Origin of the sequence: Corynebacterium striatum ATCC 6940 (assembly GCF_000159135.1) — a bacterium.
GTDB lineage: Bacteria > Actinomycetota > Actinomycetes > Mycobacteriales > Mycobacteriaceae > Corynebacterium > Corynebacterium striatum.
This window is the reverse complement of sequence record NZ_GG667523.1, coordinates 95,241-118,938: the sequence shown is the minus strand read 5'-3', so window position 1 is coordinate 118,938 and position 23,698 is coordinate 95,241. Positions and strand designations below refer to the sequence as shown.

Sequence of the window (23,698 nt, the reverse complement as noted above, 5' to 3'; positions counted from 1 at the left end):
CCGCGTTGCCCCGCGGTCCACGCGTGCCGGAATCATGTGTGCGCTGGGCATCTGCACCGGCATCGTCGTCTGGCTCACCGCCTCCCTGGCAGGGCTATCTGCTCTTATCGCCGCTCGCCCTAGTCTGCTCGGCTTGCTGCAGCTGGTGGGCGGCGGCTTCCTTCTCTGGATGGCCTATGGCTCCATTCGCTCGGGCCTGACGCAACGGCGCTCTGCCCTTAACTCTGCCCGCAGTACTTCACAGGACTCGGCGGAAAATGCGGCAGAAAACGCCGCAGAAAGCGCGACACAAAGCGCGGGAAGCTTCGATGAGGAGCACATCAAGCAGGCGGTGAGCACTGGCGACGTCGAGGACATCACCGCTGGCCGCGCCTACAAGCTGGGCCTGCTCACTAACCTTTCCAACCCGAAGGCGCTCGTCTTCTTCGGTGCCGTCTTTGCCCAGTTCATTCGCCCTGACATGGGGCTTGAATGGACCGTGTTCATCGCCATCATCCTGACTGTGGTCTCCGTTGCGTGGTTTTCTACCTTTGCGCTCATCGTCCGCGCGGCGGCGCGTTTCCTCACGAAGTATTCGGCCCATCTCGATATCGGCTCGGGCCTCATCTTCGGCGCCTTGGGCTGCGTGATGATTTATGAGGGAATTCTCGCTCTGTTTAGGTAATCCTAAATCGCGTATAGTGTCCGGCATGAGCAATTCCACCGCACGCGTTTCAACCGATCGCCCGGCACGCTACGGCAAGCAGCTGGCATCGCACTTCTCTGCCAAGATTGACGCCCACTGGGATCCAGAAACCGAAACCGGCCGCTGCGTCTTCGAGCGCGAAAACACCCGCGGCACCCTTGACCTTTCTGTTGAGCCCAACATCCCCCTCCTCAACGTCGAGGCAGACCCAGAAAGCATCGAGTCCGTCGAACACGTTGTGGCCCGCCACCTCGTGGCCTTTGGTAAGAAGGACGACTTGCAGGTCGAGTTCACCCGCGCCGACGGGACACCGGGCTTACACTTCAGCGTCGCTGATCTTCCCCCAGAACGCAGGTAGTCTAGGGCTCATGATTTTCACCACCACCAACAACGTCGATGGTCACGAAATCACCGAGTACATTCGCGTCATTGCGGGTGAGACGGTGACCGGTATTAACTTCCTCAAGGACTTGGGTGCCTCCTTCCGCAGCTTCACTGGCGGCCGCTCCGCCGGCTATGAGGAAGAGGCAGTAAAGGCCCGCGAGGCAGCGCTTAACGAGCTGTGGAACCGCGGCCAGGAGCTGGGCGCCGACGCCGTCGTGGGCATCAGCTTTGACTACTCGCCTATGGGCCAGGCCAACGACATGCTTATGGTCACCGCCACCGGCACCGCAGTCAAGATTCGCCCGATCTCATAGTGCGTCACCCATTAAAGGCAGCCCTGTGCATTCTTGCCGGGGCTGCCACTATAGGTTTTGCCACCGGGTGCTCCACCACGGATGAGCCGGGCAGCGGCCCGCATAGCGTGCCGACGCATATGGTCACGGCGTCGGAAAGCGCGCCCCTGCCTGCCAGCGGATCCACCGAAACCGGCCACTACCGCACCATCGAGCTGCCTACGGGGCGCTCCTTCATGGCGCACGTGCCGGACAACTACGACCCGACCAAACCTGCGCCGGTGGTGATGGTCTTCCACGGCTACAACAGCGATCCGTCCACCATCTTCCAGGACACTGAGCTCTACGAAGCCAACGCCATCACGCTGTTCCCGGCAGGCAAGGCACAGGCTTGGGCGCCCGCTCCTTATGCGCAGACGTCCTTGGACGAGGACCTTGCGTTTGTCGACGCCGCGCTCGCCTGGGCAAACCAGAACTACAACACCGATGGCCGCGTCTTTGCCGCGGGCTTTTCCAACGGCGGCGGTTTCGTGCGCGCCTTGGCCTGCAACCGCTCCCTCGACGGCGCCGCCACGGTCTCCGCGGCGAACTACGAGGGCGTGGACGAGGATTGCCAGGGCGATCCCACTGCCTACCTGGCGGTACACGGCACCGCGGACGTGGTGATCAACTACCGCGGCGGCGAGGCGCACGGCGGCCACTACAAGGGCGCCGAGGATTCCAACGCCAAGGTAGCCGAACACAACCACTGCGATCCCTTCCCTGCGGAGGATAAGCAGGACGACGTCACCCGCTTTACGTGGGGTTCCTGCGCGATGCCCACCGTGAATTACAAAATTAAGGGCGGCACGCACACCTGGAACGGCGGCGTCACCGACCGCAGCGGACTCGTGCCGCACGACTGGGCAACCAACTCCATCCTGGACTTTTTCAAGGTCGAGTATCCCGGCAGGGTGCCTTCTCGGTAAGCTATGCCGCATGCTAGAAGTCTCAATCAAGGGCGATTCCATTAAGCTCGGCCAGTTCATCAAGCTGGCCTCCCTCGTGGCTACCGGCGGTGAAGCCAAAGAGCTCATCGCGCAAGGCGAGGTCCAGGTCAATGGGGAAGTGGTGACCCAGCGCGGCGCCACCCTGCACCCCGGCGACGAGGTGAGCATCGCTGGCACTTCTGCCCGCGTGGCCGCCGCAGATGACGATGATGATGACTACTTTGACGAAGCCACCGCAGACGACGACTTCGATCCCGAGAAGTGGAGGAACATGTAATGCCCGCTTTCGAAGCTGAAGTAGGCATGCCCTACTGGATCGACCTGACCACCTCCGAGCCACGCAAGTCCGTGAACTTCTACGAGCAGGTGCTGGGCTGGGAGATCGAGTCCGAGACCGAATACCGCATCGGCCGTATCCAGGGCCTGCCGATTGCTGGTTTCATTCCGCAGCCTGAGCAGGCCACCATGCCGGATACGTGGGTGACCTACTTCCTCAGCAAGGACATCGACGGCGACTGCGCCCGTGCCGAGCAGCTTGGCGGCCGCGTGCTGGTGCCGGCAACGCAGGTGCAGCTGGGCCACATGGCGCTGCTTGTCGACGTCGCCGGTGGCATGTTCGGCCTCATCCAACCGGCTGGCGCAGACCAATTCATCGCGGGCGGCGAGCCCGGAACCCCGGTGTGGCACGAGCTGACCGCCACTACGAGCTTCGCTGAGGTCCGCGACTTCTACGGCGACCTGTTCAACTGGGAAGTGCGCGGCAACGACTCCTACGCCACCGCGGAAGAAGACGGCGCTCCTTTCGCCGGCTTCTGGAACGCCGAAGGCCAGTTCCCGCCGCAGGTGCCAAGCTTCTGGCAGACCTACCTGGGCGTGCGCGACCTAGAGGCCGCTGCTGCCAAGGCCGTGGAGCTAGGCGGCGAGGTCATCCGCGAGCCGTGGGATTCTCCCTTTGGCCGCCTGTGCCTGTTGGCCGATTCCACCGGCGCTACCGTCACCTTGGCCGAAGTCGAGGACGCTCCCGAGGAGGAGCCGCGCGAGTCGGACGACGTTCTCAACCTCGAGCTTTAGATGAAGCAGCAGGTAGTTGACGTCGTCAAGCGCATCCCCGCGGGCAACGTCTCTACCTACGGGGAAGTGGGCAAGGTAGCGGGCGTGGGTGCTCGCTACGTCGGCTGGGTCATGAAGAAGGCCGAGTCCGTGCCGTGGTGGCGCGTGGTGCGCGCCGACGGCACCTCGCACGCGCCTGAGCTCTCAATCCCACGCTGGGAAGCCGAAGGAATTACTCATAAAGACGGCCGCGTAAACATGCGCCGCCATGGTTTAGATGCCCGAGACTTGGAAGGGCTGATCGGTTGAGAGCTTGGTTCTTCCTCTTGCTGGCTGTGGTGCCAGCATGCATCACGCTGTAAGTGGTGTCCTCCCGCGCGAACTTGTTGCCGCGATAGACCAGGTAGATGTTCAGTGGGTAGAGCACCAGCCCCACCAGCACGTATTGAACCGGTATCAGCGTGGTGTTTTCCGGCAGGTAGTTCCAGCAAAAGTGCAGGCCAAAGGCTAGCAAAAGGAAGCCAAAGATGGAGCCCAGGCGCCACCACACTGTCTTGTTCGCGCTGAACAGCGCCCAGCCTATTCCCCAACCCGCCAGCGCGGTGAACAAGATGTGCAGCGCCGGACCCGCGATGAGGCGCACGCCCCACATCTGAAACATTCCGGTCCAGTCAGAAAGCGGGTGCATCGTGCCGCCGACGACGCTGTACAACACGTTCTCGAGGGTCTCAAAGCCTAAGCCCACTGTGGCGCCCACGACCCAGCCGTGCCACGGCCGGTTGATCTGCCGGAATGACAAAAGAATGAAGAAGACTCCGGCGGCCTTGGAAATCTCCTCCGGGTAGGCACCCGCCCACGACATCGTGGCGGCCTGCCACCCAAAGGATGACGCCAGCGTCATCAGCGGAGTAGAGGAGAGCAAAACCATGCCCACCGCGGTGCCGCCACCCCACAGGAGCGCCGCCCAGACCCATCCGCGCGCCGGGAACATGGGGCTTAGGCGAAGCAAAAAGAGGACGAGGGCCACGTAGGCGCCGCCGATGAGCACGCTGGGTACCACCAAAGCAGGAGCAATCAGCAGGTAGCTGATTAGGTTAACCATGATGCTCACTATGCCCAGAGACAGTAGTACCCACAGCGAGTTGCGGAAGAGTTTGCTCATGATGCCACTACTCCCGTCTCCGCTTTCACCGGCAGCTCGCGGTGTCCAAAGGCCTGCCAGATAAGTTCCGCGGCGTGGGTGAAATCGCCGCCGGTGAGCACCACGATGTAGTCAAAGTCAGTAAAGTCGCCCTCCCCGTTGCGGGAGAGGACGATTGCGTCGGCGGGGGCGTCGTAAAGCGCGAGTGCGTCGCCCTCCCTGTGGATCTTTGCTGTGGAAACTTCGCCGTAAGCATAGCCGCGGACGGCGCGACGCATCGCCACCTCCTCGTCGACACCGTCGAGGCCCTCAGTGCTGACCACCTGCACGAGCGTCGCACCGCAGTCCCAGGCCTGGTTCGCCATGGTCTCCGAATTAGGCGTGCAACGCAGACCCGGGACCTCAATGGTCCAGTTTTCATCCTCGCTGAAACTTGTTGCCGCAGAATCAAGCACCACCTCCTCGGTCTTCGGCTCGGGCGGGGTCACCGTTGCTGCGATAAGCGTGGGGATGACGAGCATTATCAGCACGAAGCTAACGACCGCGAGAAAATATCCGCGGAGTCGTGCTGGTGGGAACCGATAAGTTGGCATAGTCCACACCTTAACCGGATTGATTCGCCTAGAGTGGCTGGCATGAAAGATCTCTACCAATTTGTCAATGGACCTTGGCTGAACTCCCACGTCATCCCCGACGACCGCGGCGTTGACGGCACCTTCCACAACCTGCGTGACGAGGCGGAAGAACTCGTCCACGAGATTGTTAAAAATGACACGGGGCGCCCAGGCGCACTCTACGCATCGCATCTTGATACCGAGGGCGTAAATGGTGCAGGCATGGCGCCTATCGACGCCGACCTCGACCGCCTCACCGCAGCCGACCCGCGAGAGCTGGCACAGCACCTGGGTGAGCTGGAGCGCGAAGGTGTCGGTGCGCCCGTGACCTTCTGGGTGGCAAAGGACTCCGGTTCCGAGGAAGCGGTGGCCTACATTATCCAGTCTGGCCTGGGCCTGCCCGACGAGGCTTATTACCGCGAGGAGGCACACGCAGAGACGCTGGCTGCCTACGAGCAGCACGTGGCGCAGATGTTGGGTTTCCTCGACCCGGCCCGCCTCTTTGGTCTAGGCGCGGAGGTGGCTGCAAAGCGCATCGTGGCGCTAGAGACCGAGCTGGCCGCGGGCCATTGGGACGTCGTGTCCACCCGCGATGCCGTGAAGACCTACAACCCAATGGAACTTAGCGAGCTGCCTGCGCTCGTGCGCGCCATCCTCACAGGCAGCGGCCTGTCCGAGAGCCGCGTGGTCAACATGATGCCTTCCTACCTTGAGCACTTCGAGGAGCTCTTCACCGCAGACCGCATGGCGGACTGGCAGCTGTGGGGCACCTGGCACATCCTGCTGTCCCGCGCGCCTTACCTGCCGGAAGAAGTGGGCAAGAAGAACTTCGAGTTCTACGGCACTCGCCTTTCAGGTGCTACCACTCAGCGTGACCGCTGGAAGCGCGCCGTGGGCCTGGCGGAGTCCCTGGTGGGCCAGGAGATTGGCAAGGTCTTTGTGGACCAGCACTTCCCGCCAGCCTCCAAGGCGGAGATGGACACCTTGGTGGACTACCTCACGGCCGCTTACCGCGAGCGCATCTCGCAGCTGGAGTGGATGACTCCCGCTACCCGCGAGCGTGCCTTGGAGAAGCTCTCCCAGTTCAAGGCCAAGATTGGTTACCCAGACAAGTGGCGTGACTACTCCGATCTGAGCTTCAGCTCTGAGGGCAAGGACCTCGTGGCCAACGTCCGCGCGGGCAACGCGTGGGCGCACGACTTCGAGCTGCGCAAGATTGGCAAGCCAGCGGACCGCGACGAGTGGTTCTCCACCCCGCAGACGGTCAACGCTTTCTACAACCCGGTGGTCAACGACATCACCTTCCCGGCCGCCATCCTGCGCCCGCCTTTCTTTGTCCCTTCCGCTGAGGGCGGCGACGTATCCGAGAACTTCGGCGCAATCGGCGCAGTCATCGGCCACGAGATTGGCCACGGCTTCGATGACCAGGGCTCGCAGTACGACGGCCAGGGCAACCTCAACTCCTGGTGGACCGACGAGGACCGCGCCGCATTTGAGCAGCTCACCGCCAAGCTGGTGGGTCAGTTCGACGGCCGTATCCCGTCCGTGTTGGAAGGCGTTGAGGGCGTGGCAGGCGTCAACGGCAACTTCACTCTGGGTGAGAACATCGGTGACCTGGGTGGACTGGGCATCGCCGTGGTGGCTTACAAGAATTACTGCGCGGACCACGGCCTCGACATCAACGGTCAGGTTGCGTCCTTCGAGGTGGAGGACGCGGAGCCTGCGCTTTACGACGCCGAGTACTCCGGGCTCCAGCGCCTCTTCCTGGCCTGGGCCCGCGTGTGGCGCACGGCCATCCGCCCGGAGATGGCCACGCAGTATTTGGCCATCGACCCACACTCCCCAGCAGAGTTCCGCTGCAACCTCATTGCAGCGAACATTGCGGAGTTCTACGAGGCTTTTGACGTAGACACGGATTCGCCGTTTTACCTGGTCCCGGAAGACCGCGTCACAATCTGGTGATGCGTGCCCATTCTTGGATGACTACCTTCGTCATGGCCGCCATGGTAGCGGTAACCTCGGTCTCATGACTGACAAGCAGGAGAACCCGGAAACCCAAGCCGACCAAGCAGGTCAATCGGACCAAGCTTGGGAGATTGGCGGCCAAGACCGTCAGCTGAGCGAGGAAGAGCAGCTCGACCAGCTCTATTCCTACCTGCAGGTCCACTACCCGTTGCCGGACTTCCGCCCGCCGTGGGCTGGTGGCGGTTCGCCGGATGCGGATCGCTACTGCGCACTGCTGCCGGATCGCATCACGCAGGCTTCCATGATGGTCTTGGGCACCGCAGTGGACCACTCGCTGCCTGGCACCAAGTTCACCGACGGCATCACTCAGCGTGACACTGAGGTCGGCGCCATCTTCGAGCCCACTGCGCCGAATGGCAAGTGGGCAGTCTCCCTCCACTCCGGCGGCTGGTGGCGCGGTGACGGCAACGCGCTGGAGATGCAGTGGCGCCCCGAAGTCGCCGCCGCAGCGCAGTTGTCGGGCACCACCATCATCGACGTGGACTACCCGCTCGCGCCTGAACACACCGTGGCTGACATGGTGGAATCCGTCAACAAGGCCATCGCTTATGCCCGCGAACAAGGTGCGGCTTCCGTGACCGTGTGGGGCTACTCCTCGGGCGGCGCCTTGGCTGCACTCGCGCCCGCCGATGCACTGCTGCTCACGTTCCCCGACTTCGCGGCACTTGGAAACTTGCCCGATGAGATCCGCGCCGGCTATGAGCTGCCCACCGAGTATCCGCGCACACTCGTCCAGACTGCGGTGCAAGACGAAATCGCCGAGCGAGTCACCATCCCTGGCGCTGAGACCGCCGACTACGTCTCGACCCACCGCATCTCCACCCCAGCAGTGGCCCGCCAGCGCATCATGGACACCGCGGACTTCCTGCGCTCCGTCTAGGCCGCCTGGTTTTAGCGTTTAGCGGTTTGGTCCCATTGGTTGGATCCCCTTGGGGGGTAAAGCTACCCAATGGGGCATCCCGCATGGCTTCGCTACTCGTAAAGGGACCATTAGAGGGGGACCCAACCAGGGAAACCAAACTGAATTGAGGTCAACCTGACCACTGCCGGCAAAAGTTCCCGTGATTCGAAAGGATCACAAGAAAACTTTATCGGGAACTATTGCTAATAATGTCGCGACTATTCACCCATGAGTATTTCCAATCATGGCGCAATGTCGCGCTTACATAAGACAGCCGGTGTCCTCATAGCGCCGTTCCTCATCGTTGCGGCGCTGAGCGGGTTCTTCTACGCCTTGGCCCCCAGCATCGAGTCGGTGGTGTACAAGAATGAGATCGTGGCGTCAGGAAGCGGTGAAGCACACAGCCTCGACGAGCAGATCGCAGCAGCCCAGAAGGTGCATCCAGACCTCCAAGTCAGCAAGGTCCAAGCCTTTGAAGAGGGCAAAACCACCCGCGTGCTCTTTGCGGATGACGCACTGAAATCCTCCAGCTACGCCCACGCAGTGTTCGTGGACCCCGCCACGCTCGAAATCAAGGGTGACCTCGTGCAGTATGGCTCCTCCCGCGCGTTGCCGTTGCGCAGCTGGCTCTCCGAGGGGCACCGCCGCCTCTGGCTTGGCGACGCCGGCCGCATCTACTCCGAGCTCGCCGCCTCATGGCTGGGCGCACTGGCGATCATGGGCATCTACCTGTGGTTCAAGCGGCGTCGGAAAGCTGGCAAGATGCTCACCCTGCACTCCAAGATCGGCGCGTGGCTGCTGCCCGGCTTCGTGTTCCTCACCATCACTGGCCTGACCTGGTCCTTGGTTGCTGGTGAAAACATCTCTACCCTGCGCGAGAAGATGGACTGGATGCAGCCCAAGCCCGCAGCAACCGCCGCCGCGGACCCGCATGCCGAGCATCATCACCATATGGACATGACGGGGGACATGAACGTGATGGGCGCCGCAGACGCGTTGGCGGCCGCGCGTTCGGCAGGGTTGACCGGAATTCTCGACATGACGCCGCCTTCCGCGGAGAAGCCGGCGTGGACCGTCACTGAGGCACGCCAAGATTACAAGCTGAGCTACGATGCCATCGCTGTCGACCCGCACACTGGCGAAGTGGTGGACCGCGTGGACTTTAAGGACTGGCCGCTCATGGCCAAGGCGGTCCCATGGCTCATCCAGCTGCACATGGGCACCTTGTTCGGAATCTACAACCAGGTTGCGCTCGCGCTTCTCGCGCTGGGCCTGTTGGCGGTCAGCGTCATGGGCCTGTGGATGTGGTTTAGTCGCCCGAAGCGCGCGCTCCAGCACCTGAAGCTCTCGCCAGCGCTGGTCGTGGGCGCGGTGCTATATTCCATCATCGCTCCGCTCTTCGGCACATCCCTGGTGCTGTTCTTCCTCGTGGATTGGGCAGTGCAGCGCGCTAAGAAGGCGAAACAGGCCAAGCCACGCGAAACCCAAGAAGGGGAAAGCATCAAGCAACCTGTCTAGAACGATTGCCATAAAGAAAGGAGAGGGAGGACCACCTGGTCCTCCCTCTCTCGTACTCGCTGGGTGCTAATACCCGCTGGGTACTATTACGCGCTGGGTGCTATTACGCGCTGGGTGCTTTCGCACCCAGCCTTATTTCTTCTCAGAGCCCTCCGGGCGAATCTTCATCTCGGATTGCTTCCACAGGCCGGAGCGAGAAATCACCTCATGGTCGATCTGCGCCTCGACAGGTGCCTCGCCCTTAGAGTTGGTGCGCAGCTCGTACTTTTCGATTGCGCCCCAGTCTCGAGCCCAATCATTGTTGAGGTAGCTCGGAATCTCGTAGGAGTAGTTGACTGCCTCAGCCGTGGCCATCGCGCCACCGCCCGAGAAGGACTGGAAGTCAGTCAAGGACGTCTGCGCCGCAGCATCCGGCAGGATGCGGTATTCCGGAATCTCCGTCACGCCCGCATAGTGGTCGAACGTGCGCTGGCACGGGAACTGAAGGGCAACGGACCAGTCCAGCAACGCCGGCGTCTCAGAAGAGAACTGTGAGTTGATGGTGGCCAGCTCCGGCACACGCGGTGGCGTGAATGCCAACCAGTCGTCCTCATCAGTGGAGTCGTCCTTAGCCACCAAGCGAACGACGTTAGCGTCTTCCGGCAGGTCAGCCAGCGGGATGCGCAAGTTGCGCCACTTCGGGGTTGCACCGACGTCGGAAAGCTCAGCCTCGCCCTTGTTGGAGACCTTGCCGTCCTTGTAAGTGGCGTACTCGAGCTTGAGCTCCATGCCGTCCTGCTCGATGCCGTTGACGTCGTGGTGGTAGATGTTGCCCGCCGCGGACACCGCGAGGATCGGGGTGTTCTCCGTGGCCTTCGGCAGGTTGTACCACTGGGTGGTTACCGTTGCCGTGGAGCGCTGGCTCTCGTCATACGAGCCCAGCACCGGTACCTTGTTGTAGTCCAGGTTGAACGGCAGGTGGCGGGTCGAGCCGTTGACGCCCTTGGTCTCACGGACGCCGCCGGACTGCTCGTTCGCGGACTTCTCGCTGTTTTGCTCCTCCGTCGCGGCGTCGGCAGAGTCAGCATTTTCCGCCTGGTTCGTGGCGGTGTTCGCAATTGCGCCAACCGACGCCGAGTTCAGGTTCTCCGGCTCGATGGACTCAGGGATGTTGTTCGGGGCGAAGCCGATGGAATCCTCGTCTGGGTCCTCCAACGAATCCTTGAACTCGCCCTTGACCGGGGTGAGGAAGGCGTCGTTGGTGTTGGTCTCGACCAAGGTGGCGTCGGCAAGAGAGCACACGTTGCCCTTCAAGGACGCGAGGTTGCCCTTGCCCACTGAGTAAGCATCTCCCTGTGAGGCATAAGCCTTGGCGAAGGATGCGCACGAAAAGGCCACAATGAGCGCGCAGGCCAGCGCCAGCGGTGCAGACATGATGCCGGCCCAGCGCGATACCTTCGCTGCGGCTTGGGCGGTGAACTCCTCGACGCGGCCTTCTTCCTCGGCCTTGCTCTTGCGGTAGCTGTGGATCATGGCTTGGACCACGCCGACGGCAAGGACCACCAAGCCAATAAACAGCAGCACAGTGTTGGCCTCAATGGCCTTGTACTGCACAGTACGGTCCCACCACGGGATGCCGAAGGAGGAGACGTACCACCATGCATTCCAGCCAGCCATGGAGATGGCGAGCAAGAAGATGACGGAGGCCAGCGCAAAGGTACGCGCACGCGGGGAGCGCATCGCGATCTGCGAGAGAACCACCGAGCCCAGCGCAGCGATGACGCCTGCAACGCCCGCGTAGATGCCGAAGTGGTGCGTCCACTTGGTCGGCGTGAACATCAGGAAGAAGGTGCTCAAAGCCACGATGAGCAGCAGGCGCTGGGTAGGGCCTACCTCGGCGCCGACCACGCGGCGGTTCTTGATGAAGGCGTAGATGATGAGCGCTAAGCAGAAGAGCATGGTGAACATCGCGAAGCGGCGGGTCATCGAGCCGTCCACTGACTGCTGGAAGAGCGTGGTGTAGCGGACGTACTCCGAGTACCACGGCAGCGATGGGCCCACCTCAGAGCGCACGCGCGTGGACTCCATGACCGAAGCCAGCGTCTGATCACCAAAGGCTGCGACCATGATGGCCGTGCCGGAAGCGAGGAAAGGCGCAATCATGGCGAGCCAGCCCACGTGCGGGGCGCGCTCGGCCATGAAGGCGAAGAGCTTCGGCAAGGAGATCAAGAAGACACCGACGGCGAACAGGCCCGTGGGGCCCGCACCCAGGGTCAAGGTCGCGGCGATGGTGCCCACGGCTGCTGGCAGTAGGCGGCGGGTGGCAATAGAGCGCTCGAAGGAAGCCCAGGTCACCATCACGCCTAGTGCCACGATGGGCTCCGGGCGGGTGCCGTTGTTGTATGGCAGCCAGAAGGCTAGGAACATAAACGCCGCGGTCCAGTGCGCCACGCGGCGGCCGTTGACTAGGTCGCCGAAGCGCGGCAGAATCTCGCGCGAGAGAATGAACCAGACGATGAATGCGGAGATGAGCGCAGGCAGACGCACGAACATTGACGTGCTGGAAATCTCCGACAAGAAGGCCACGAGGTCGTAATAAGGGGAGCCGAAAGGGGCTTCAGGTACGCCGTACCAGCGGTAGTAGTTAGCCATGTAAGAGGCGTGGCCCGAGACACGACCCATGGTCAGGATGAAGCCGTCGTCAGAGGTGTTTGAGCCAAAGATGTGCCAGAAGGCGAGGATGGCGGCGACGACGCCGTCGAGCGGACGGATCTGCTTCCAGGTTTCCGGCATGAAGGAGAGCTTGCGGCCATCCAGGCGGTCAATTCGCCACAAACAGAACAGGCTCACGATGGTCATCGCGATGCCCAGCCACATGGCGATCTGCTTGATTAGCGAAGGCGAGGAAGTAAAGCGCGAGTTGATGTCCACGTGGATGTTGAGGCCATCGGCCACCAACGCGGAAGCATCGCTCTCTTCGAGCTCGGTATAGACGCCGGTGACCTGCGGGCGAACATCGTCCTCAGTAGTCTTTTTGTGCTTACCCACGGAGACGGTGGTGCCGTCACCAGAGGCGTCGATCTTGAGGACGGCGTCGTCAGGCAGCGCCGCAACTTCCTTCGGGCTCAGGGCAAGTAGGACCTCGTCGAGGGAAACCACGGAAAGACCCTGCTCACCCACGCGCACGAACATGCCGCGGTTCGAGGCCTTGGTGGACTCAGGCGGCACGGTTCCGTAGAGCAGATCCTGGCCCTCGCGCAGCTTGTCGACGGCGCTGAGCGGGATGTCCGCTTTAATATCCTCCGGAGCCACGGAGATGAGTGGCGCGTTGATTGACTGCAGCGAGTTGTTCTGCGGCCAGTCGAAGGAAGACTGGGTCTGATTGACCGGCAGCAGCGGAGTAGCCACAAAACAGATAAAGCCAATCAGGCCGGCGATGATAGCGGTTAGCCGGAGCGAACGCGGGGCGTCCGAAAAGGCTAAGCGGGATTTTTCGATATTGGTGAGGCTAACTGACACGGCGATCAGTTTACGGCACGCCTCCTATTTAATGAGAACGCACCGCCACCACAAACGGGCCAACCTGCTCGGTGTCCCAGCCCTTTTTGAATACGTCAGGGTTAAAGAAGACCGCGCGGTAACGCACATTCGGCTGGTTCGGATAGATGTCTTCAGCCAGGTGGATCTTGTAGCCGTCGCCTGGTTCCTCGATGCTGCCGCGGAAGATGACAACATCTGGCCCACGCCAGCGCGCGGAGTCGAGGGACTTGATGAATTGCTGCGGGGTCTGGTTCCAAGAGTCGCGGCCCCAGGCTTCAATCTGCTCATTACGCGAGCTGAATTCACCAAGCGGGTTGGCGTAGTTGCTGGTGAAGGCATTAAAACCGAGGTAAGGATTGTAGGCCATGAAGAGCTTCTCATCGGTCATCACCACGGTCTGGTTCGGTACGTAGCCATGAGAGTCGATGTATTCGCGGATCTTGATGTAGTTCATCGAAGAGTCGCTTGCGAAGCGGTCGGCGCGCTCGCCGTTACCGTCGGTGTCGGTGTAGGCATGATCCAGCGCCGACTCGTTTTTCTCTGGGATCTGCTGGGCGTAGTAGACGCCGCCTAGCGCAACGATGATGGCGAAGGCCGCGGTGATGCGCTTGTTCGTGCTATCGCTGAAGCGCGCCGGGTAAATGTTGGGGATTCCCATGCGGCGGATTTCGGCCAAGCCAAGAATACCTGCGGTGGCAAAGAGGATGACGATGATGCTCTCTAGGCGGAAGCCCAGCAGGGTAGTACCGACAAGTGTGACGACCATGGACAAGACGACCCAGAGGTATGCGCCTATGGTGGCGATGCCCAGCGCGCGAATGGCGGAGTCTTCCAGGCGCATCGTCATGTACACCAAGCCAATCAGGCACAGCAGGCCAATGATGCTCAAGGAGAGGAATGGCACCGGGATCTGGGTGCCTTCTTCCGGCAGGTAATGCTGGGCGGTGGATTCCAGAGGTGCCTTAGAGGTCATCGCGGCTATGAGGTATGGGCCCCATGCAATGGCTGCGATGGCCATAGAGCCCACACCGATGACCACCAGATGCAGGATAGGGCGCAGCTGGCGGTCATAAATGGCGGTGACCACGGCGATGAGGGAAACAATGGTCAGTGCGACCGCACCAGTGAACAACGTGTAGAAACATGCGGAGACGCCCAGGTAAAGCATGATCCCCACCGTGGAGAACCAAGAACCCTTGAACGCGTGGGAAGAAAGAACCGCGACGGCTGGAACGCCCATGGCGATGACGGCGGAATAAGGCTCTTCAGCGTTGACCGTGAGAGTGATCGCTGCGGTGGCCAAAGCGATTGCGGTTGCCACTGGCAAGGAACCAACAAGACGCTGCCAGATCGGAACTAGGATGCAGCCGCATACCGCGAGGGAGACTAGCGCCCACGGTTGGAAGACCTCCCAACCAGGCATGTTGAGCAGGTTGGCCAGGCGGCCACCCAGCCAGAACCAGCCCATTGGGTAAAAGGTGGGAAGCCCCTCGTAGTTCATGTCGGCGTAGCCCATTTGGTCCGTAGAACGCGTGAGGAATTGGGTACGGAAGACCTGGTCTACTTGGACGCCGTCGAGCCACAGCTTGGAGGCAGAAAGCGGCAGGCCGATTGCAGAAAGAACAAGCAGAGCAGGGGAGATATAGCAGGCTGCGTGGGTTAGCCATACGCGCCAGGTGGGGCGGGAGACCTTTTCTTGGTAGGTGTCATAAATCCACCACACGCAGAGGAAGCCCACGACGCCGAGGGTGAGCACGGTACCCACTGTGCTGAGCGCGCGGGTGACCATGGAGGTGCTGAATGCTGGCAAGGAGATGGTCTTGAAAGCATAAAAACCAATAAGTGCGACGACTGCCCCTCCAAGGGCAGACGCCGCTGTGCCCAGCAGCGTCGACTTTCTAGAAAGTTCGTCGACGTTGTAGTCCGTAGTACGGGCAATGTCGGTGCGCACGGGTTGCATTGTTGCTGGGCTAGTCATGCACACTAGTTTCCCATACTCGAGGGAATTGCAGGAATTTAGAAAGGCAGCTTTCGGAAGATGGCCTGCGGGATGAACTTGAACGCCAAAGAAACGTACTCGAACAGCGGGTGGACGTAGATCGACTGGGTGCCGTTGAGGATCGCCTTGACAGTGGCCTTAGCTACATCCGGGACGTCGACAGTCAGCGGAGCCTCGCCGGCTGCAGCGGACATCTTGGTGCGAACCTGGCCCGGACGGACCACGAGCACCTTGGCGCCGGAGCCGCGCAGGGCCTCACCGAGGTTGATGAAGAAGCCGTCCACGCCAGCCTTCGAGGCACCGTAGACAAAGTTGGAGCGGCGTACGCGCATACCGGCCACGGAGGACAGTGCCACGATGGTGCCGTGGCCCTGCTCCTTGAACTTCTGGCCCAGAAGGACGCCCAAGGACACTGGTGCGGTGAAGTTGGTCTGTGCGGAAGCCACGGCCTTGGCCTGGTTCTGCCAGAGTTCTTCCTGGTCACCAAGGGTACCGAAGGCGATGATGGCGACGTCGACGTCGCCGCGCTCCCATGCCTGCTTGACGACGTCCGGGTGGGAATCGAAGTCAGTCGCGTCAAAGTTGATGACCTCAACGTCAGCGCCGCGGGAGGTCAACGTGGCCTTTGCGTCGTCGATGCGCGGGGAATCAGCGCGTGCCGCGAGGGTGACCTTGGCTGGGCCACGGTCGAGGAATTCCTCGACGATGCCGAGGCCGATCTCGGAAGTGCCGCCAAGAAGAAGGATATGTTGTGCTTGGCCTACTGCATTAAGCATGTGGGTTGTTCCTTAATTTTTCTGCTGGTCTTGAACGAAGGTTGGGAAACTCTTAGTGGAGCTCAAGACGGCGGGACATATCGGATGCGAAGACGCCGGTTGGGTCAATCTCGTTGCGGGTGGCAAGCCAGCCCTCCATGCCTGGGTACATCTTGTGGAAGTTCTCCGCAGAGGTGCGAGACTCCTTGGCCAGGTAGAGGCGGCCGCCGAATTCCATGACGCGCTTGTCCAGATCATCGAGGAAAGCACCGAGCCCCGGCTTGATTGGGAAGTCCACGCAGACGTTCCAACCCGGCATTGGGTAGGACAGCGGAGCCTTGTTGCCCGGGCCGAAGAGCTTGAACACGTTGAGCGCGGAGTAGTGGCCGGAGCGCTGCATGTCGCGGATGATTTCCTTGAAAGGCTCAACTGCCTCGGTCGGAACCACGAACTGGTACTGCAGGAAGCCGTTGGAGCCGTAGCCACGGTTCCACTCGCCGATGAGATCCAGCGGCTGGTAGAACTGCGTCAGGTTCTTGATCTTGTTACGAGCCGGCGCGCCCATGAGGTAGTAAGCCTCGCCGATCGCCATCAGGGAGAGCTTGTTCATGGTGAAGTTCGGGAAGATGTCCGGAACGGTCATCAGCTGCGGCGCGTTGAACTTCAGCGGATCCTTGGCCAGCTTCGGTGCGAGCTCCTCGAGCTGTGCCAGGGTAGCCAGGGAACCACGGGAGATGGTGGAACGGCCCAGCTTTGGCTCAGGGGAGATGACGTCGAACCAAGCAGAGGAGTAGGTGTAGTTGTGCTCCGATCCATCGGAGTGGAACGCAACTGTTTCCTCAAGGTTCTCAGTGCGGTCAGTGTCCGCGATGAAGTAGGCAGTCTCCGTCTTGGTCATGCGGATCTTGGCACGCAGGATGATGCCGGTCAGGCCCATGCCGCCCACGGTGGCCCAGAAGAGGTCTCCGTCTGGATCATCCTTGGAACCGCTAGGTTCCAAGTGGAGGACGCGGCCGTCAGCCACGAGCAGCTCCATGGAAACTACGTGGTTGCCAAAGGAACCAGCGGAGTGGTGGTTCTTGCCGTGGATGTCAGGGCCGATTGCGCCGCCGATGGTGACCTGGCGGGTGCCCGGCAGGACCGGAACCCACAAGCCATACGGCAGGGCCGCCTTCATCAACTGGTCAAGGGTGACGCCGCCGTCGACGTCAACGATTGCGGACTCCGGGTCGATGGAGTGGATCTTGTTGAGCGGCTGCATGTCGATGACCAGACCGCCACTGTTTTGGGCGGGGTCACCGTAGGAACGACCCATGCCGCGGGCGATGACGCCACGGCGGAGGTGCGATGGCTTGTCGGAGTTGTCTTCAGCAACCTGCGCGACGGCCTTCTTGATGACCTCGACGTCCTCGGTTGACAGTACGTGGGCAGTCGTCGGTGCGGTGCGGCCCCAGCCGTGCAGGGACTTTTCGGTGGTATGTAGTTCCATCTCTTACTCTTTACTCGACGTGATATGTCGTACCCAGCCTACCCACCTATCCAGGCACGTGACGTTTGTGGCGTTAGTGATATTTGGAACATACTCAGACACAAAACATTTCCGAATATGTGGGTTTTGGCCGTTTAACGTCGCTATTCAGTGTGGAGTTGGCTGCAATGGCACGCCGTCATGAAAATCCCAAAGCCGCCAATGCCATTGGCCACTAGCGTTCGTTAATACAGATCCATGATGTCGCGGATTTCTTCAGGTAACTGCTCTTGTGAGGTGATTTCTGGTCCCTCGTATCCGCGCAGAATTTCATAAACCCGGCGGCGTGAGGTGGAGTCCAAGATGGGGAGCTCTTCCGCCATCAGGCGAGTCATGAATCCATCGAGCGGAAGATTCGTGTGTTCCGTGGCGAGGAAGTGTCCGTTGCGCTTGTCATCTTCTTGGCGTTCATCCTGCGCCGCGCGCTGGGCGGGAGTCAGATGCTCTTTCTTCGATGAGTACATGCGTTTTAGCATAGTTCCGCATAAAGTTATGCCCATGAATCAGCCACATTCGCAGCATGAATCTAACGTCCAAGCTGACACCCGCGTTGACAACTACGCACTTGATGACACTCTCGCCGGCCGCATCACGCAGTCCGCAGCAGCAGGTCTGATGCTCTCTTTCCCGGATTGGATTAAGAACAAAACGGCCCTTAGCATCACCTACGTGTTCTCCTTCATCGGCTTCGGAGCCCTCGTCGCCATCACGAATGCCCAGCGCGAGGATGAAGAACCACAAGCTGAGCAAAACGATTCTGACCTCAAGCAGTGGGCTGTCTTCGCTGCGGTCATCCTTCTTTTTGTGCTGGGCGGTTTTATTAACGTCAAGGTTTCCCAGGCAGTGGTCAAGCGCCTGCGCAAGCGAGGTCTTTCCAAACCATGGACTGCATGGGGCGCAATTGCTGCTGCTTTCGTATTCCTCGTGAGTGAGCTCGAAGCTCGCGATATCGAAAAGCTCGCTGCGTAGCCTCGCAAGTTTTGCGTATGGTGGGGCCCATGAGCCTCAAGGTCACAGATTTGAGTCAAGCACGCGCCAAGCGTGAAGACTCTCTAGTGACCCTCAAGCGTGAGCCTCTCACCGTCATCTGCCAAGTCTCTAACGTACGGGCAGAAGCAGAAGCACACCGACAGATCGGTTTCTCAGACGCTTTTACCTTCGCGGAGCTCCACCGTGTCCTAGAAGTCAGCTTCGGGCTTCCCGATGAGGATTCACCGTGGCACTTTTATGAGCATCGCGACGCCCGTGGCTGTCGCATTGACCCTGAGCATCAGGTCTCTGAATTCCTCTGGAAAGAGGGAGACCAGGTTGACTACGTGTGGGGCCTGTGGGACTTTAGCCTGGTGGTCGCGGAGATCTACCCACGTGATACTGGCACCCCGGAGGCCCTATGCGTGGGCGGTTCTGGCTCCTTCCTGGTGCCTTTTGATCTCACCGCAATTAATGCTGAGCTAACAGGGCAGGAAACCATCGATGAGGTCCTCAATATCGTGGTTCCGCCAGTGCGCGCGATCATTGAGAGAACTAAACTCTTCGACTTCGTACCCCTGCTCCAGGCCCTTGAACTAGAGCGCCCAGAGAGCCCCGAAAGTACTGACAATGCCGATGCTGTCCGCGCCGGTTTGGACTCCTTGCCCCGCGAGGTCACCTCAGAAGGACAGGATGCTTTCTGGTCGATGACGCTTGGTCTTTCCTGCATGGGCGGGCGCGAGCTCACCAATTCTGTGGCCGAGGCAACCATGGAAGCTCTTGGATGGGTAGCGGATGATGGGGCGAGCCTAAGCGGTGAAGAAATCCGCGAATTATGTGCTGCTTCTTTGGAGGAACTGGCTGCCATGGGCGCTTACGGTGCCGACGCTTTGGCGCCTGTGGATCGGCTCGACATTTACCGTGCATTGCTGCGCAGGTAGGCTATTTAGCCGTGATTGATAAAAATCCTAATGCCCATAGTCGGGGCAACATTGACGGCAACATTGACGGCAACGTTGAGGGAAACGTCGGGGGAGACGTTGACACTAACGTCGCCGATGTTGAGGTCCGACGCTCCTCGTTGCAGACGCAGCTTTTTCGCTTTGTCTCCGTGGGCGTGTTCACCGCGGCTATTGATTATGGCCTGACTTTGTTGCTGACCTCGCTGGGTCTGCACAGGTCCGCGGCTAAGGCTATAGGTTGGGTCTTTGGTACCATCGCGGCCTACATCGCGAATGCCCGCTGGACGTTCGGCGCACAGGTCTCCGGCCGCACCGCCGGCGCTGTCGCGGCGCTGTACGCCTCCACCTTCGCTGTGCAGAACTTCCTCTATTGGGCACTCAATGCACCGCTTATCTCCATGGGATTTGAGGGCGCCGTTAAGGACACCATTGCGTTCGTCATCGCGCAGGGCGTGGCCACCGTGACCAACTTTGCCATCCAGCGCATCTTCATTTTTAAGGGTGATTGATGAGTAACGCGGCGCAGCGGCTCTCGCACTCAAATTCCCTGCAAGCCCAAGGCTTCAAGTTCGCAATCACGGGTATGATTGCAGCGGTGATTGATGCTGGTCTGACATGGATTTTCCAGATCGGCTTGGACTTGCTTGGCGACGTCGCCGCCCGCACCGTCGGCTTCATCTTCGGCACCTTGACGGCGTATTTGTTAAATCGCCGTTGGACTTTTGATGCGAAGGCCTCGAAGCGGCGCTTGGCCGCAGTGGTGGCCACTTATGCACTGACCTATGCGGTCAACATCATTCTCTACCGCTGGGCGTTCCCCTTCTTTGACCACGACCTTGAGTGGCCCTCCTCCTGGGCCTTGGTCGTGGCCTTTGTGATCGCGCAGGGTACTGCCACGCTGATTAATTTCTTTGTGCAGCGTTGGGTCATCTTCCGCAGCACGCGGAAGTCCTTTGTGGTGGACAATTAAGCCCAGCAGAGCGCTTAAGGGCGGTGGAAGTCTTCTTTGCGGCCCTTGTTGTGCAGGTTGAGCCACTCGAGGAAGCCCTTGGGATCGCGCCTTTGCACGAGGAAGAACCAGCCAAAACGTGCAAACTCCTGGGGGAGAAGTTTGCGCATGCCGCGCTGCCACAGCAGGTAGCCGCGGTTGCGGTAGGTGAAGTAGCGCTTGAACTCACCGGCGGGGTACTGGGTATGCATCTTGCCGCCCAGGATCGGCTTGAACTCGTCGGAGCCATCTGGGTGCAGGTAGCTGGTAGTCAGCGCGGTGCCGAACTGGAGACCGGAATTTACGAGGCGGCGGTGGTACTCCACCTCGTCGCCGCGGATGAAGAGGCGGTAGTCGGGGACGCCGATGATTTGCATGGCCTCAGCGGAGATGAGTGCGCCGTTGAAGAGGGAGGCGATGCCGGGCAGGAAGTCGCCCTCGAGCTCGCTCATGTAGCGGCGCCACACGAGTCCCTGGCGCAGTGGGAATGCCAGGCGTGCGGGCTCGTTGATGTTGCATACTGCAGGGGAGACCTCGTGCAGGGAGTTGGTTTCAGCGACGCGGTAGAGCTCGGCAAGGACGTTCTTGTCTGCTGGGCGTCCGTCATCGTCGGCGCACCATACAGCATCGGCACCGAGGGACAGAGCGGTGAGGAAACCGAGGGCGAAGCCGCCTGCACCGCCCAGGTTGGTCTGGGAGGGGATATATACGCCGCGCTCCCCGGCGATGGACTCAACGAGGTCCTTGACGGCGTCTTCGGCACCGTTATCCACAACGATGATCCACTGCACAGGGTGGGTTTGGCGTGCTACCTGCTCCAACGAGGCGCGCAGCAGTTCAACGCGCTGGTGGGTGACAATTACGGCGGCCGTGGAACCGGCAGTGCTCAAGGTGGCAGTCATGCGTTCCATTCTGCCACCCTTGCGGAGGCGTATAGGCTTTGGACATGGAGTTAGAAAAGATGTGGCCGCCTTTTGCGGTGCGCATTCACGCCAGCGATGGCAAGCAGAGCATTTCGATGCGTGTCATGCGCGATACAGACATTGCTGCAATTAATGGGGTCACTCCGGAGGAGATCTATGGGGCCGAAATCCCGCAGCACGCGTTCGGCTGGCTCTTCGACGGCGATCCTTATGCCTCAGCGCGCATGCGGTGGGAGCACCGAGCAAGGATGTCTCCCGCGGAATGGTCTCTCGATTTTGTAGTGTGCATGGACCAGGAAATCATCGGCGTGGTTGATATGCGCGGTAGTGAGTTTGCAGTTCACAAGGAGGTGTCCACGGGTTCCTGGATTTATCATCGCCACCAGGGCAAAGGCTTAGGCACGCTGGTGCATCATGCAGTAGCGGGATTTTGCTTTGGTGAACTGGGTGCACAGGCCCTGAGCACTGGGTGGGTGCAGGGCAATCATGCCTCTGAGAGGGTGTCGATGAAGCTGGGCTATGAGCTTTACGACGCCGGCCTAGCCGCCACCTTGCCCTGTGGCCCAGAAAAGACCGAGCTGCCCATCCGGCGCGCACGCCTTGCTCGGGATAGGTACAACAATGCCGGCTACACCGTCACGGTGGACGGAATAACCGGCGCATTGAGGGAGCTGCTCGGGGCGTCGCCAAGCACGGCTTAAGCCTTGCCCGTGCCTTCTTCCTTTTCGAAGCGTTGGCGTAGTTCCTTGACGTATTCGCCTACCTCGGGGCCTTCGTATTCGCTGACTACTTCGGAGACCTCGCCGGCACAGCGGATGGTGCCGTGGTCAATCCACAATGCCGTGTTACACAGCTGCGCCAGGAAGTCGTTGGAGTGCGAAGCAAAGACCAGGATGCCGGAGCGCTTGACCAGCTCCTGGAGGCGCACACGAGCCTTGGCCATGAAGACGGCGTCGACAGCGCCGATGCCCTCATCGAGCAGGAGGATCTCTGGCTCAATCGAAGTCACCACGCCCAAGGCTAGGCGCACGCGCATACCGGTGGAGTAGGTGCGCAGCGGCATGGCGAGGTAGTCACCCAGTTCAGAGAACTCGGCGATCTCATCCATCTTGTTTTTCATCTGCTTGATGGTCTGGCCCAAGAACAGGCCGCGGATGATGATGTTGTCGTAGCCGGAGACCTCCGGGTCCATGCCTACGCCTAAGTCAAAGACAGGGGCCACGCGTCCGCGGACGTCGGCGGAGCCGCGGGTGGGCTCGTAGATGCCCGAGAGCAGACGCAGCAGCGTGGACTTGCCGGCGCCGTTGTGGCCCACCAGTCCAACGCGGTCACCTTCGCGGAGGTGAAGGTTGATGTCCTTGAGGGCCTCAACCACCACCGTGTTGTCGCTGTTCTTGCCAATCGCACCGCCAGCTGAGGAAAGTACAGCCTTCTTTAAGGAGCGGGACTTGGCATCAAAGATGGGAAAGTCCACGCAAGCGTTATAAGTATCGATAGAAACCATTGTTGAAGATCCTTTCGTGCAGCTTGCGCTACACCCAGTAGCTCACGCGGAAGCGCCACTGGCGCATGGCTAAGCCGGCAACGAAGATGCCCACAAGCGTGCAGGCAATGACAATGAGCCAGTGATAGCCGGCGACAGGTTCACCGATCATAGGAGCACGGACGATCTCCATGTAGTGATACAGCGGGTTAATTTCCGCAATGCGTGCACGGCTGGCTACAGCACCGCCCTGATCCTTCAAGGTGTTGGTCATCCACACAATCGGCGTGACGTAGAACAACAGCTGCGTCAGTGCCTCAAGCAGCGGTGCGACGTCGCGGAAGCGCGTTGCCACGATGCCGAAGAACATGGCCACCCACACGCCGTTGACCAGCAACAGCGCCAGCGCCGGGATGAACAGGAAGAACTCCCAACCCAAGTGGCGGGGGAAGATGATGATGAGCAGCAACCAAATGATTAGGTTGTGGCCCAAGAAGAGCGTCTGCCGCCAGACCAGGCGATAGACGTGGACCGACAACGGAGCCGGCAGCTGTTTAATCAGTCCCTCATTATCAATGAAGACGGTTGAGCCCTCCTTGATGGCACCCGAGATGAAGTTCCACATAATAAGACCCACGGTGACGTGGGGGAGGAACTCCGCGACGGGGATCTGGAACAGCATTGAGTACAAAAGGCCCAAAGCAGCAGCCATCACACCAGTGGCGATGGTGATCCAGAAGGGGCCGAGAACGGAGCGGCGGTAGCGTTGCTTGATGTCCTGAATACCCAGCATGAACCACAGTTCGCGCTGCTTGGCGCCTTGAATAAGGTCGGCAAAAGCAGTCCGCAGGGTCATGGACTGGGACGCCGGCACCTCGCTTGACTCCGGGGTGGAGGTCATGCGGGCGATGTCGGCGCGCAATTGATTGTTGTCTTGCACGTCAAAACACCCTAGCGTGCATCCAGGCTAAA

Annotated in this window: 24 protein-coding genes and 1 pseudogene; 15 read left to right on the top strand and 10 right to left on the bottom strand. The window is 60.5% G+C overall.

Features of this window, described 5'->3' with window-relative positions; translation table 11 throughout:
- Positions 1-22 precede the first annotated feature (22 nt).
- The 7 genes and pseudogenes from HMPREF0308_RS08065 to HMPREF0308_RS13295 form a co-directional block, all read left to right on the top strand.
- A pseudogene (locus HMPREF0308_RS08065) lies at positions 23-664 on the top strand (LysE family translocator); the annotation flags it as partial.
- 25 nt (positions 665-689) lie between these two features.
- On the top strand, positions 690-1,043 hold the full coding sequence (locus HMPREF0308_RS08060) for a DUF2218 domain-containing protein (RefSeq protein ID WP_050765430.1): 354 nt from the start codon (positions 690-692) through the stop codon (positions 1,041-1,043).
- Positions 1,044-1,053: 10 nt separating this feature from the next.
- Positions 1,054-1,383, top strand: a complete 330-nt coding sequence (locus HMPREF0308_RS08055; protein WP_005530494.1) for a YbjQ family protein — start codon at positions 1,054-1,056, stop codon at positions 1,381-1,383.
- A complete protein-coding gene (locus HMPREF0308_RS08050) occupies positions 1,383-2,330 on the top strand; it encodes a CE1 family esterase (RefSeq protein ID WP_034657275.1) in 948 nt (315 codons plus the stop codon). Before HMPREF0308_RS08055 ends, HMPREF0308_RS08050 begins: the two co-directional genes overlap by 1 nt.
- 10 nt (positions 2,331-2,340) lie before the next feature.
- Complete coding sequence (locus HMPREF0308_RS08045; protein WP_005530492.1) at positions 2,341-2,628, top strand: RNA-binding S4 domain-containing protein; 288 nt, start codon at positions 2,341-2,343, stop codon at positions 2,626-2,628.
- On the top strand, positions 2,628-3,422 hold the full coding sequence (locus HMPREF0308_RS08040) for a VOC family protein (protein ID WP_034657274.1): 795 nt from the start codon (positions 2,628-2,630) through the stop codon (positions 3,420-3,422). Before HMPREF0308_RS08045 ends, HMPREF0308_RS08040 begins: the two co-directional genes overlap by 1 nt.
- Positions 3,423-3,710, top strand: a complete 288-nt coding sequence (locus HMPREF0308_RS13295; RefSeq protein WP_005530489.1) for an MGMT family protein — start codon at positions 3,423-3,425, stop codon at positions 3,708-3,710.
- Here HMPREF0308_RS13295 and HMPREF0308_RS08035 read toward each other — a convergent pair.
- Together HMPREF0308_RS08035 and HMPREF0308_RS13020 are read right to left on the bottom strand one after the other, a co-directional pair.
- Positions 3,634-4,563: a PrsW family intramembrane metalloprotease gene (locus HMPREF0308_RS08035; RefSeq protein WP_005530486.1), complete on the bottom strand. Its 930-nt coding sequence runs from the start codon at positions 4,561-4,563 to the stop codon at positions 3,634-3,636. The genes HMPREF0308_RS13295 and HMPREF0308_RS08035 overlap by 77 nt on opposite strands.
- Positions 4,560-5,135, bottom strand: coding sequence for a hypothetical protein (locus HMPREF0308_RS13020; protein ID WP_049062333.1), 576 nt, complete (start codon positions 5,133-5,135; stop codon positions 4,560-4,562). Before HMPREF0308_RS13020 ends, HMPREF0308_RS08035 begins: the two co-directional genes overlap by 4 nt.
- A 42-nt stretch (positions 5,136-5,177) precedes the next feature.
- Between HMPREF0308_RS13020 and HMPREF0308_RS08025 the strand changes: the two genes are divergently transcribed.
- The 3 genes from HMPREF0308_RS08025 (at position 5,178) to HMPREF0308_RS08015 (ending at position 9,600) form a co-directional block, all read left to right on the top strand.
- Positions 5,178-7,118 (top strand): M13 family metallopeptidase, encoded by a 1,941-nt coding sequence (locus HMPREF0308_RS08025; protein ID WP_005530482.1) that lies wholly within the window; start codon positions 5,178-5,180, stop codon positions 7,116-7,118.
- A gap of 64 nt (positions 7,119-7,182) precedes the next feature.
- A complete protein-coding gene (locus HMPREF0308_RS08020) occupies positions 7,183-8,061 on the top strand; it encodes an alpha/beta hydrolase (RefSeq protein WP_005530480.1) in 879 nt (292 codons plus the stop codon).
- A gap of 249 nt (positions 8,062-8,310) precedes the next feature.
- Positions 8,311-9,600: a PepSY-associated TM helix domain-containing protein gene (locus tag HMPREF0308_RS08015; protein WP_034657272.1), complete on the top strand. Its 1,290-nt coding sequence runs from the start codon at positions 8,311-8,313 to the stop codon at positions 9,598-9,600.
- Between the two features lie 132 nt (positions 9,601-9,732).
- On the opposite strand, the gene HMPREF0308_RS08010 is transcribed toward HMPREF0308_RS08015, so the two are convergent.
- From HMPREF0308_RS08010 to HMPREF0308_RS07990, 5 genes are all read right to left on the bottom strand, one after another.
- Positions 9,733-13,098, bottom strand: a complete 3,366-nt coding sequence (locus tag HMPREF0308_RS08010) for an arabinosyltransferase domain-containing protein (protein WP_005530476.1) — start codon at positions 13,096-13,098, stop codon at positions 9,733-9,735.
- Positions 13,099-13,126: 28 nt separating this feature from the next.
- Entirely contained in the window at positions 13,127-15,097 is a 1,971-nt protein-coding gene (locus HMPREF0308_RS08005) for a galactan 5-O-arabinofuranosyltransferase (protein WP_034657270.1), read from the bottom strand.
- 38 nt (positions 15,098-15,135) lie between these two features.
- Positions 15,136-15,894 (bottom strand): decaprenylphospho-beta-D-erythro-pentofuranosid-2-ulose 2-reductase, encoded by a 759-nt coding sequence (dprE2, locus tag HMPREF0308_RS08000; protein ID WP_005530472.1) that lies wholly within the window; start codon positions 15,892-15,894, stop codon positions 15,136-15,138.
- Between the two features lie 52 nt (positions 15,895-15,946).
- Positions 15,947-17,362 (bottom strand): decaprenylphosphoryl-beta-D-ribose oxidase, encoded by a 1,416-nt coding sequence (gene dprE1 / locus HMPREF0308_RS07995; RefSeq protein WP_005530470.1) that lies wholly within the window; start codon positions 17,360-17,362, stop codon positions 15,947-15,949.
- Between the two features lie 224 nt (positions 17,363-17,586).
- Positions 17,587-17,865 carry a hypothetical protein gene (locus HMPREF0308_RS07990; protein WP_005530468.1) on the bottom strand — a complete coding sequence of 93 codons (279 nt, stop codon included), beginning with the start codon at positions 17,863-17,865 and terminating at the stop codon, positions 17,587-17,589.
- A 34-nt stretch (positions 17,866-17,899) separates the two neighbouring features.
- Here HMPREF0308_RS07990 and HMPREF0308_RS07985 point away from each other — a divergent pair, with 34 nt between their 5' ends.
- The 4 genes from HMPREF0308_RS07985 (at position 17,900) to HMPREF0308_RS07970 (ending at position 20,302) form a co-directional block, all read left to right on the top strand.
- Positions 17,900-18,370: a hypothetical protein gene (locus tag HMPREF0308_RS07985; RefSeq protein ID WP_050765429.1), complete on the top strand. Its 471-nt coding sequence runs from the start codon at positions 17,900-17,902 to the stop codon at positions 18,368-18,370.
- Positions 18,371-18,387: 17 nt separating this feature from the next.
- Positions 18,388-19,311, top strand: a complete 924-nt coding sequence (locus HMPREF0308_RS07980) for a plasmid pRiA4b ORF-3 family protein (RefSeq protein WP_005530463.1) — start codon at positions 18,388-18,390, stop codon at positions 19,309-19,311.
- Between the two features lie 62 nt (positions 19,312-19,373).
- The gene (locus HMPREF0308_RS07975) at positions 19,374-19,841 is read left to right on the top strand and encodes a GtrA family protein (RefSeq protein ID WP_188311429.1); all 468 of its coding nucleotides are present in this window, start codon (positions 19,374-19,376) and stop codon (positions 19,839-19,841) included.
- Positions 19,841-20,302 carry a GtrA family protein gene (locus HMPREF0308_RS07970; RefSeq protein ID WP_005530460.1) on the top strand — a complete coding sequence of 154 codons (462 nt, stop codon included), beginning with the start codon at positions 19,841-19,843 and terminating at the stop codon, positions 20,300-20,302. The genes HMPREF0308_RS07975 and HMPREF0308_RS07970 overlap by 1 nt, the downstream gene beginning before the upstream one ends.
- A 14-nt stretch (positions 20,303-20,316) precedes the next feature.
- Here HMPREF0308_RS07970 and glfT1 read toward each other — a convergent pair whose 3' ends face one another.
- Positions 20,317-21,231, bottom strand: coding sequence for a galactofuranosyltransferase GlfT1 (glfT1, locus tag HMPREF0308_RS07965; RefSeq protein WP_005530458.1), 915 nt, complete (start codon positions 21,229-21,231; stop codon positions 20,317-20,319).
- 35 nt (positions 21,232-21,266) lie between these two features.
- Here glfT1 and HMPREF0308_RS07960 point away from each other — a divergent pair, with 35 nt between their 5' ends.
- Positions 21,267-21,944 carry a GNAT family N-acetyltransferase gene (locus HMPREF0308_RS07960; protein WP_005530457.1) on the top strand — a complete coding sequence of 226 codons (678 nt, stop codon included), beginning with the start codon at positions 21,267-21,269 and terminating at the stop codon, positions 21,942-21,944.
- Here HMPREF0308_RS07960 and wzt read toward each other — a convergent pair.
- Positions 21,941-22,747 carry a galactan export ABC transporter ATP-binding subunit Wzt/RfbE gene (gene wzt / locus HMPREF0308_RS07955; RefSeq protein WP_005530455.1) on the bottom strand — a complete coding sequence of 269 codons (807 nt, stop codon included), beginning with the start codon at positions 22,745-22,747 and terminating at the stop codon, positions 21,941-21,943. The two genes, HMPREF0308_RS07960 and wzt, sit on opposite strands and share 4 nt — an antisense overlap.
- A 28-nt stretch (positions 22,748-22,775) precedes the next feature.
- Positions 22,776-23,627 (bottom strand): galactan export ABC transporter permease subunit Wzm/RfbD, encoded by an 852-nt coding sequence (gene wzm, locus HMPREF0308_RS07950; RefSeq protein ID WP_046645839.1) that lies wholly within the window; start codon positions 23,625-23,627, stop codon positions 22,776-22,778.
- Positions 23,628-23,698: the final 71 nt, after the last annotated feature.

What these genes read in the sequence shown, in the direction of transcription:
- HMPREF0308_RS08060 (WP_050765430.1), top strand. Translation starts at nt 690, where the DNA reads ATGAGCAATTCCACCGCACGCGTTTCAACCGATCGCCCGGCACGCTAC.
- HMPREF0308_RS08055 (WP_005530494.1), top strand. Translation starts at nt 1,054, where the DNA reads ATGATTTTCACCACCACCAACAACGTCGATGGTCACGAAATCACCGAG.
- HMPREF0308_RS08045 (WP_005530492.1), top strand. Translation starts at nt 2,341, where the DNA reads ATGCTAGAAGTCTCAATCAAGGGCGATTCCATTAAGCTCGGCCAGTTC.
- HMPREF0308_RS08040 (WP_034657274.1), top strand. Translation starts at nt 2,628, where the DNA reads ATGCCCGCTTTCGAAGCTGAAGTAGGCATGCCCTACTGGATCGACCTG.
- HMPREF0308_RS13295 (WP_005530489.1), top strand. Translation starts at nt 3,423, where the DNA reads ATGAAGCAGCAGGTAGTTGACGTCGTCAAGCGCATCCCCGCGGGCAAC.
- HMPREF0308_RS08035 (WP_005530486.1), bottom strand. Translation starts at nt 4,563, where the DNA reads ATGAGCAAACTCTTCCGCAACTCGCTGTGGGTACTACTGTCTCTGGGC.
- HMPREF0308_RS13020 (WP_049062333.1), bottom strand. Translation starts at nt 5,135, where the DNA reads ATGCCAACTTATCGGTTCCCACCAGCACGACTCCGCGGATATTTTCTC.
- HMPREF0308_RS08025 (WP_005530482.1), top strand. Translation starts at nt 5,178, where the DNA reads ATGAAAGATCTCTACCAATTTGTCAATGGACCTTGGCTGAACTCCCAC.
- HMPREF0308_RS08020 (WP_005530480.1), top strand. Translation starts at nt 7,183, where the DNA reads ATGACTGACAAGCAGGAGAACCCGGAAACCCAAGCCGACCAAGCAGGT.
- HMPREF0308_RS08015 (WP_034657272.1), top strand. Translation starts at nt 8,311, where the DNA reads ATGAGTATTTCCAATCATGGCGCAATGTCGCGCTTACATAAGACAGCC.
- HMPREF0308_RS08005 (WP_034657270.1), bottom strand. Translation starts at nt 15,097, where the DNA reads ATGACTAGCCCAGCAACAATGCAACCCGTGCGCACCGACATTGCCCGT.
- dprE2 (WP_005530472.1), bottom strand. Translation starts at nt 15,894, where the DNA reads ATGCTTAATGCAGTAGGCCAAGCACAACATATCCTTCTTCTTGGCGGC.
- dprE1 (WP_005530470.1), bottom strand. Translation starts at nt 17,362, where the DNA reads ATGGAACTACATACCACCGAAAAGTCCCTGCACGGCTGGGGCCGCACC.
- HMPREF0308_RS07990 (WP_005530468.1), bottom strand. Translation starts at nt 17,865, where the DNA reads ATGTACTCATCGAAGAAAGAGCATCTGACTCCCGCCCAGCGCGCGGCG.
- HMPREF0308_RS07985 (WP_050765429.1), top strand. Translation starts at nt 17,900, where the DNA reads ATGAATCAGCCACATTCGCAGCATGAATCTAACGTCCAAGCTGACACC.
- HMPREF0308_RS07980 (WP_005530463.1), top strand. Translation starts at nt 18,388, where the DNA reads ATGGTGGGGCCCATGAGCCTCAAGGTCACAGATTTGAGTCAAGCACGC.
- HMPREF0308_RS07970 (WP_005530460.1), top strand. Translation starts at nt 19,841, where the DNA reads ATGAGTAACGCGGCGCAGCGGCTCTCGCACTCAAATTCCCTGCAAGCC.
- glfT1 (WP_005530458.1), bottom strand. Translation starts at nt 21,231, where the DNA reads ATGGAACGCATGACTGCCACCTTGAGCACTGCCGGTTCCACGGCCGCC.
- HMPREF0308_RS07960 (WP_005530457.1), top strand. Translation starts at nt 21,267, where the DNA reads ATGGAGTTAGAAAAGATGTGGCCGCCTTTTGCGGTGCGCATTCACGCC.
- wzt (WP_005530455.1), bottom strand. Translation starts at nt 22,747, where the DNA reads ATGGTTTCTATCGATACTTATAACGCTTGCGTGGACTTTCCCATCTTT.
- wzm (WP_046645839.1), bottom strand. Translation starts at nt 23,627, where the DNA reads ATGACCTCCACCCCGGAGTCAAGCGAGGTGCCGGCGTCCCAGTCCATG.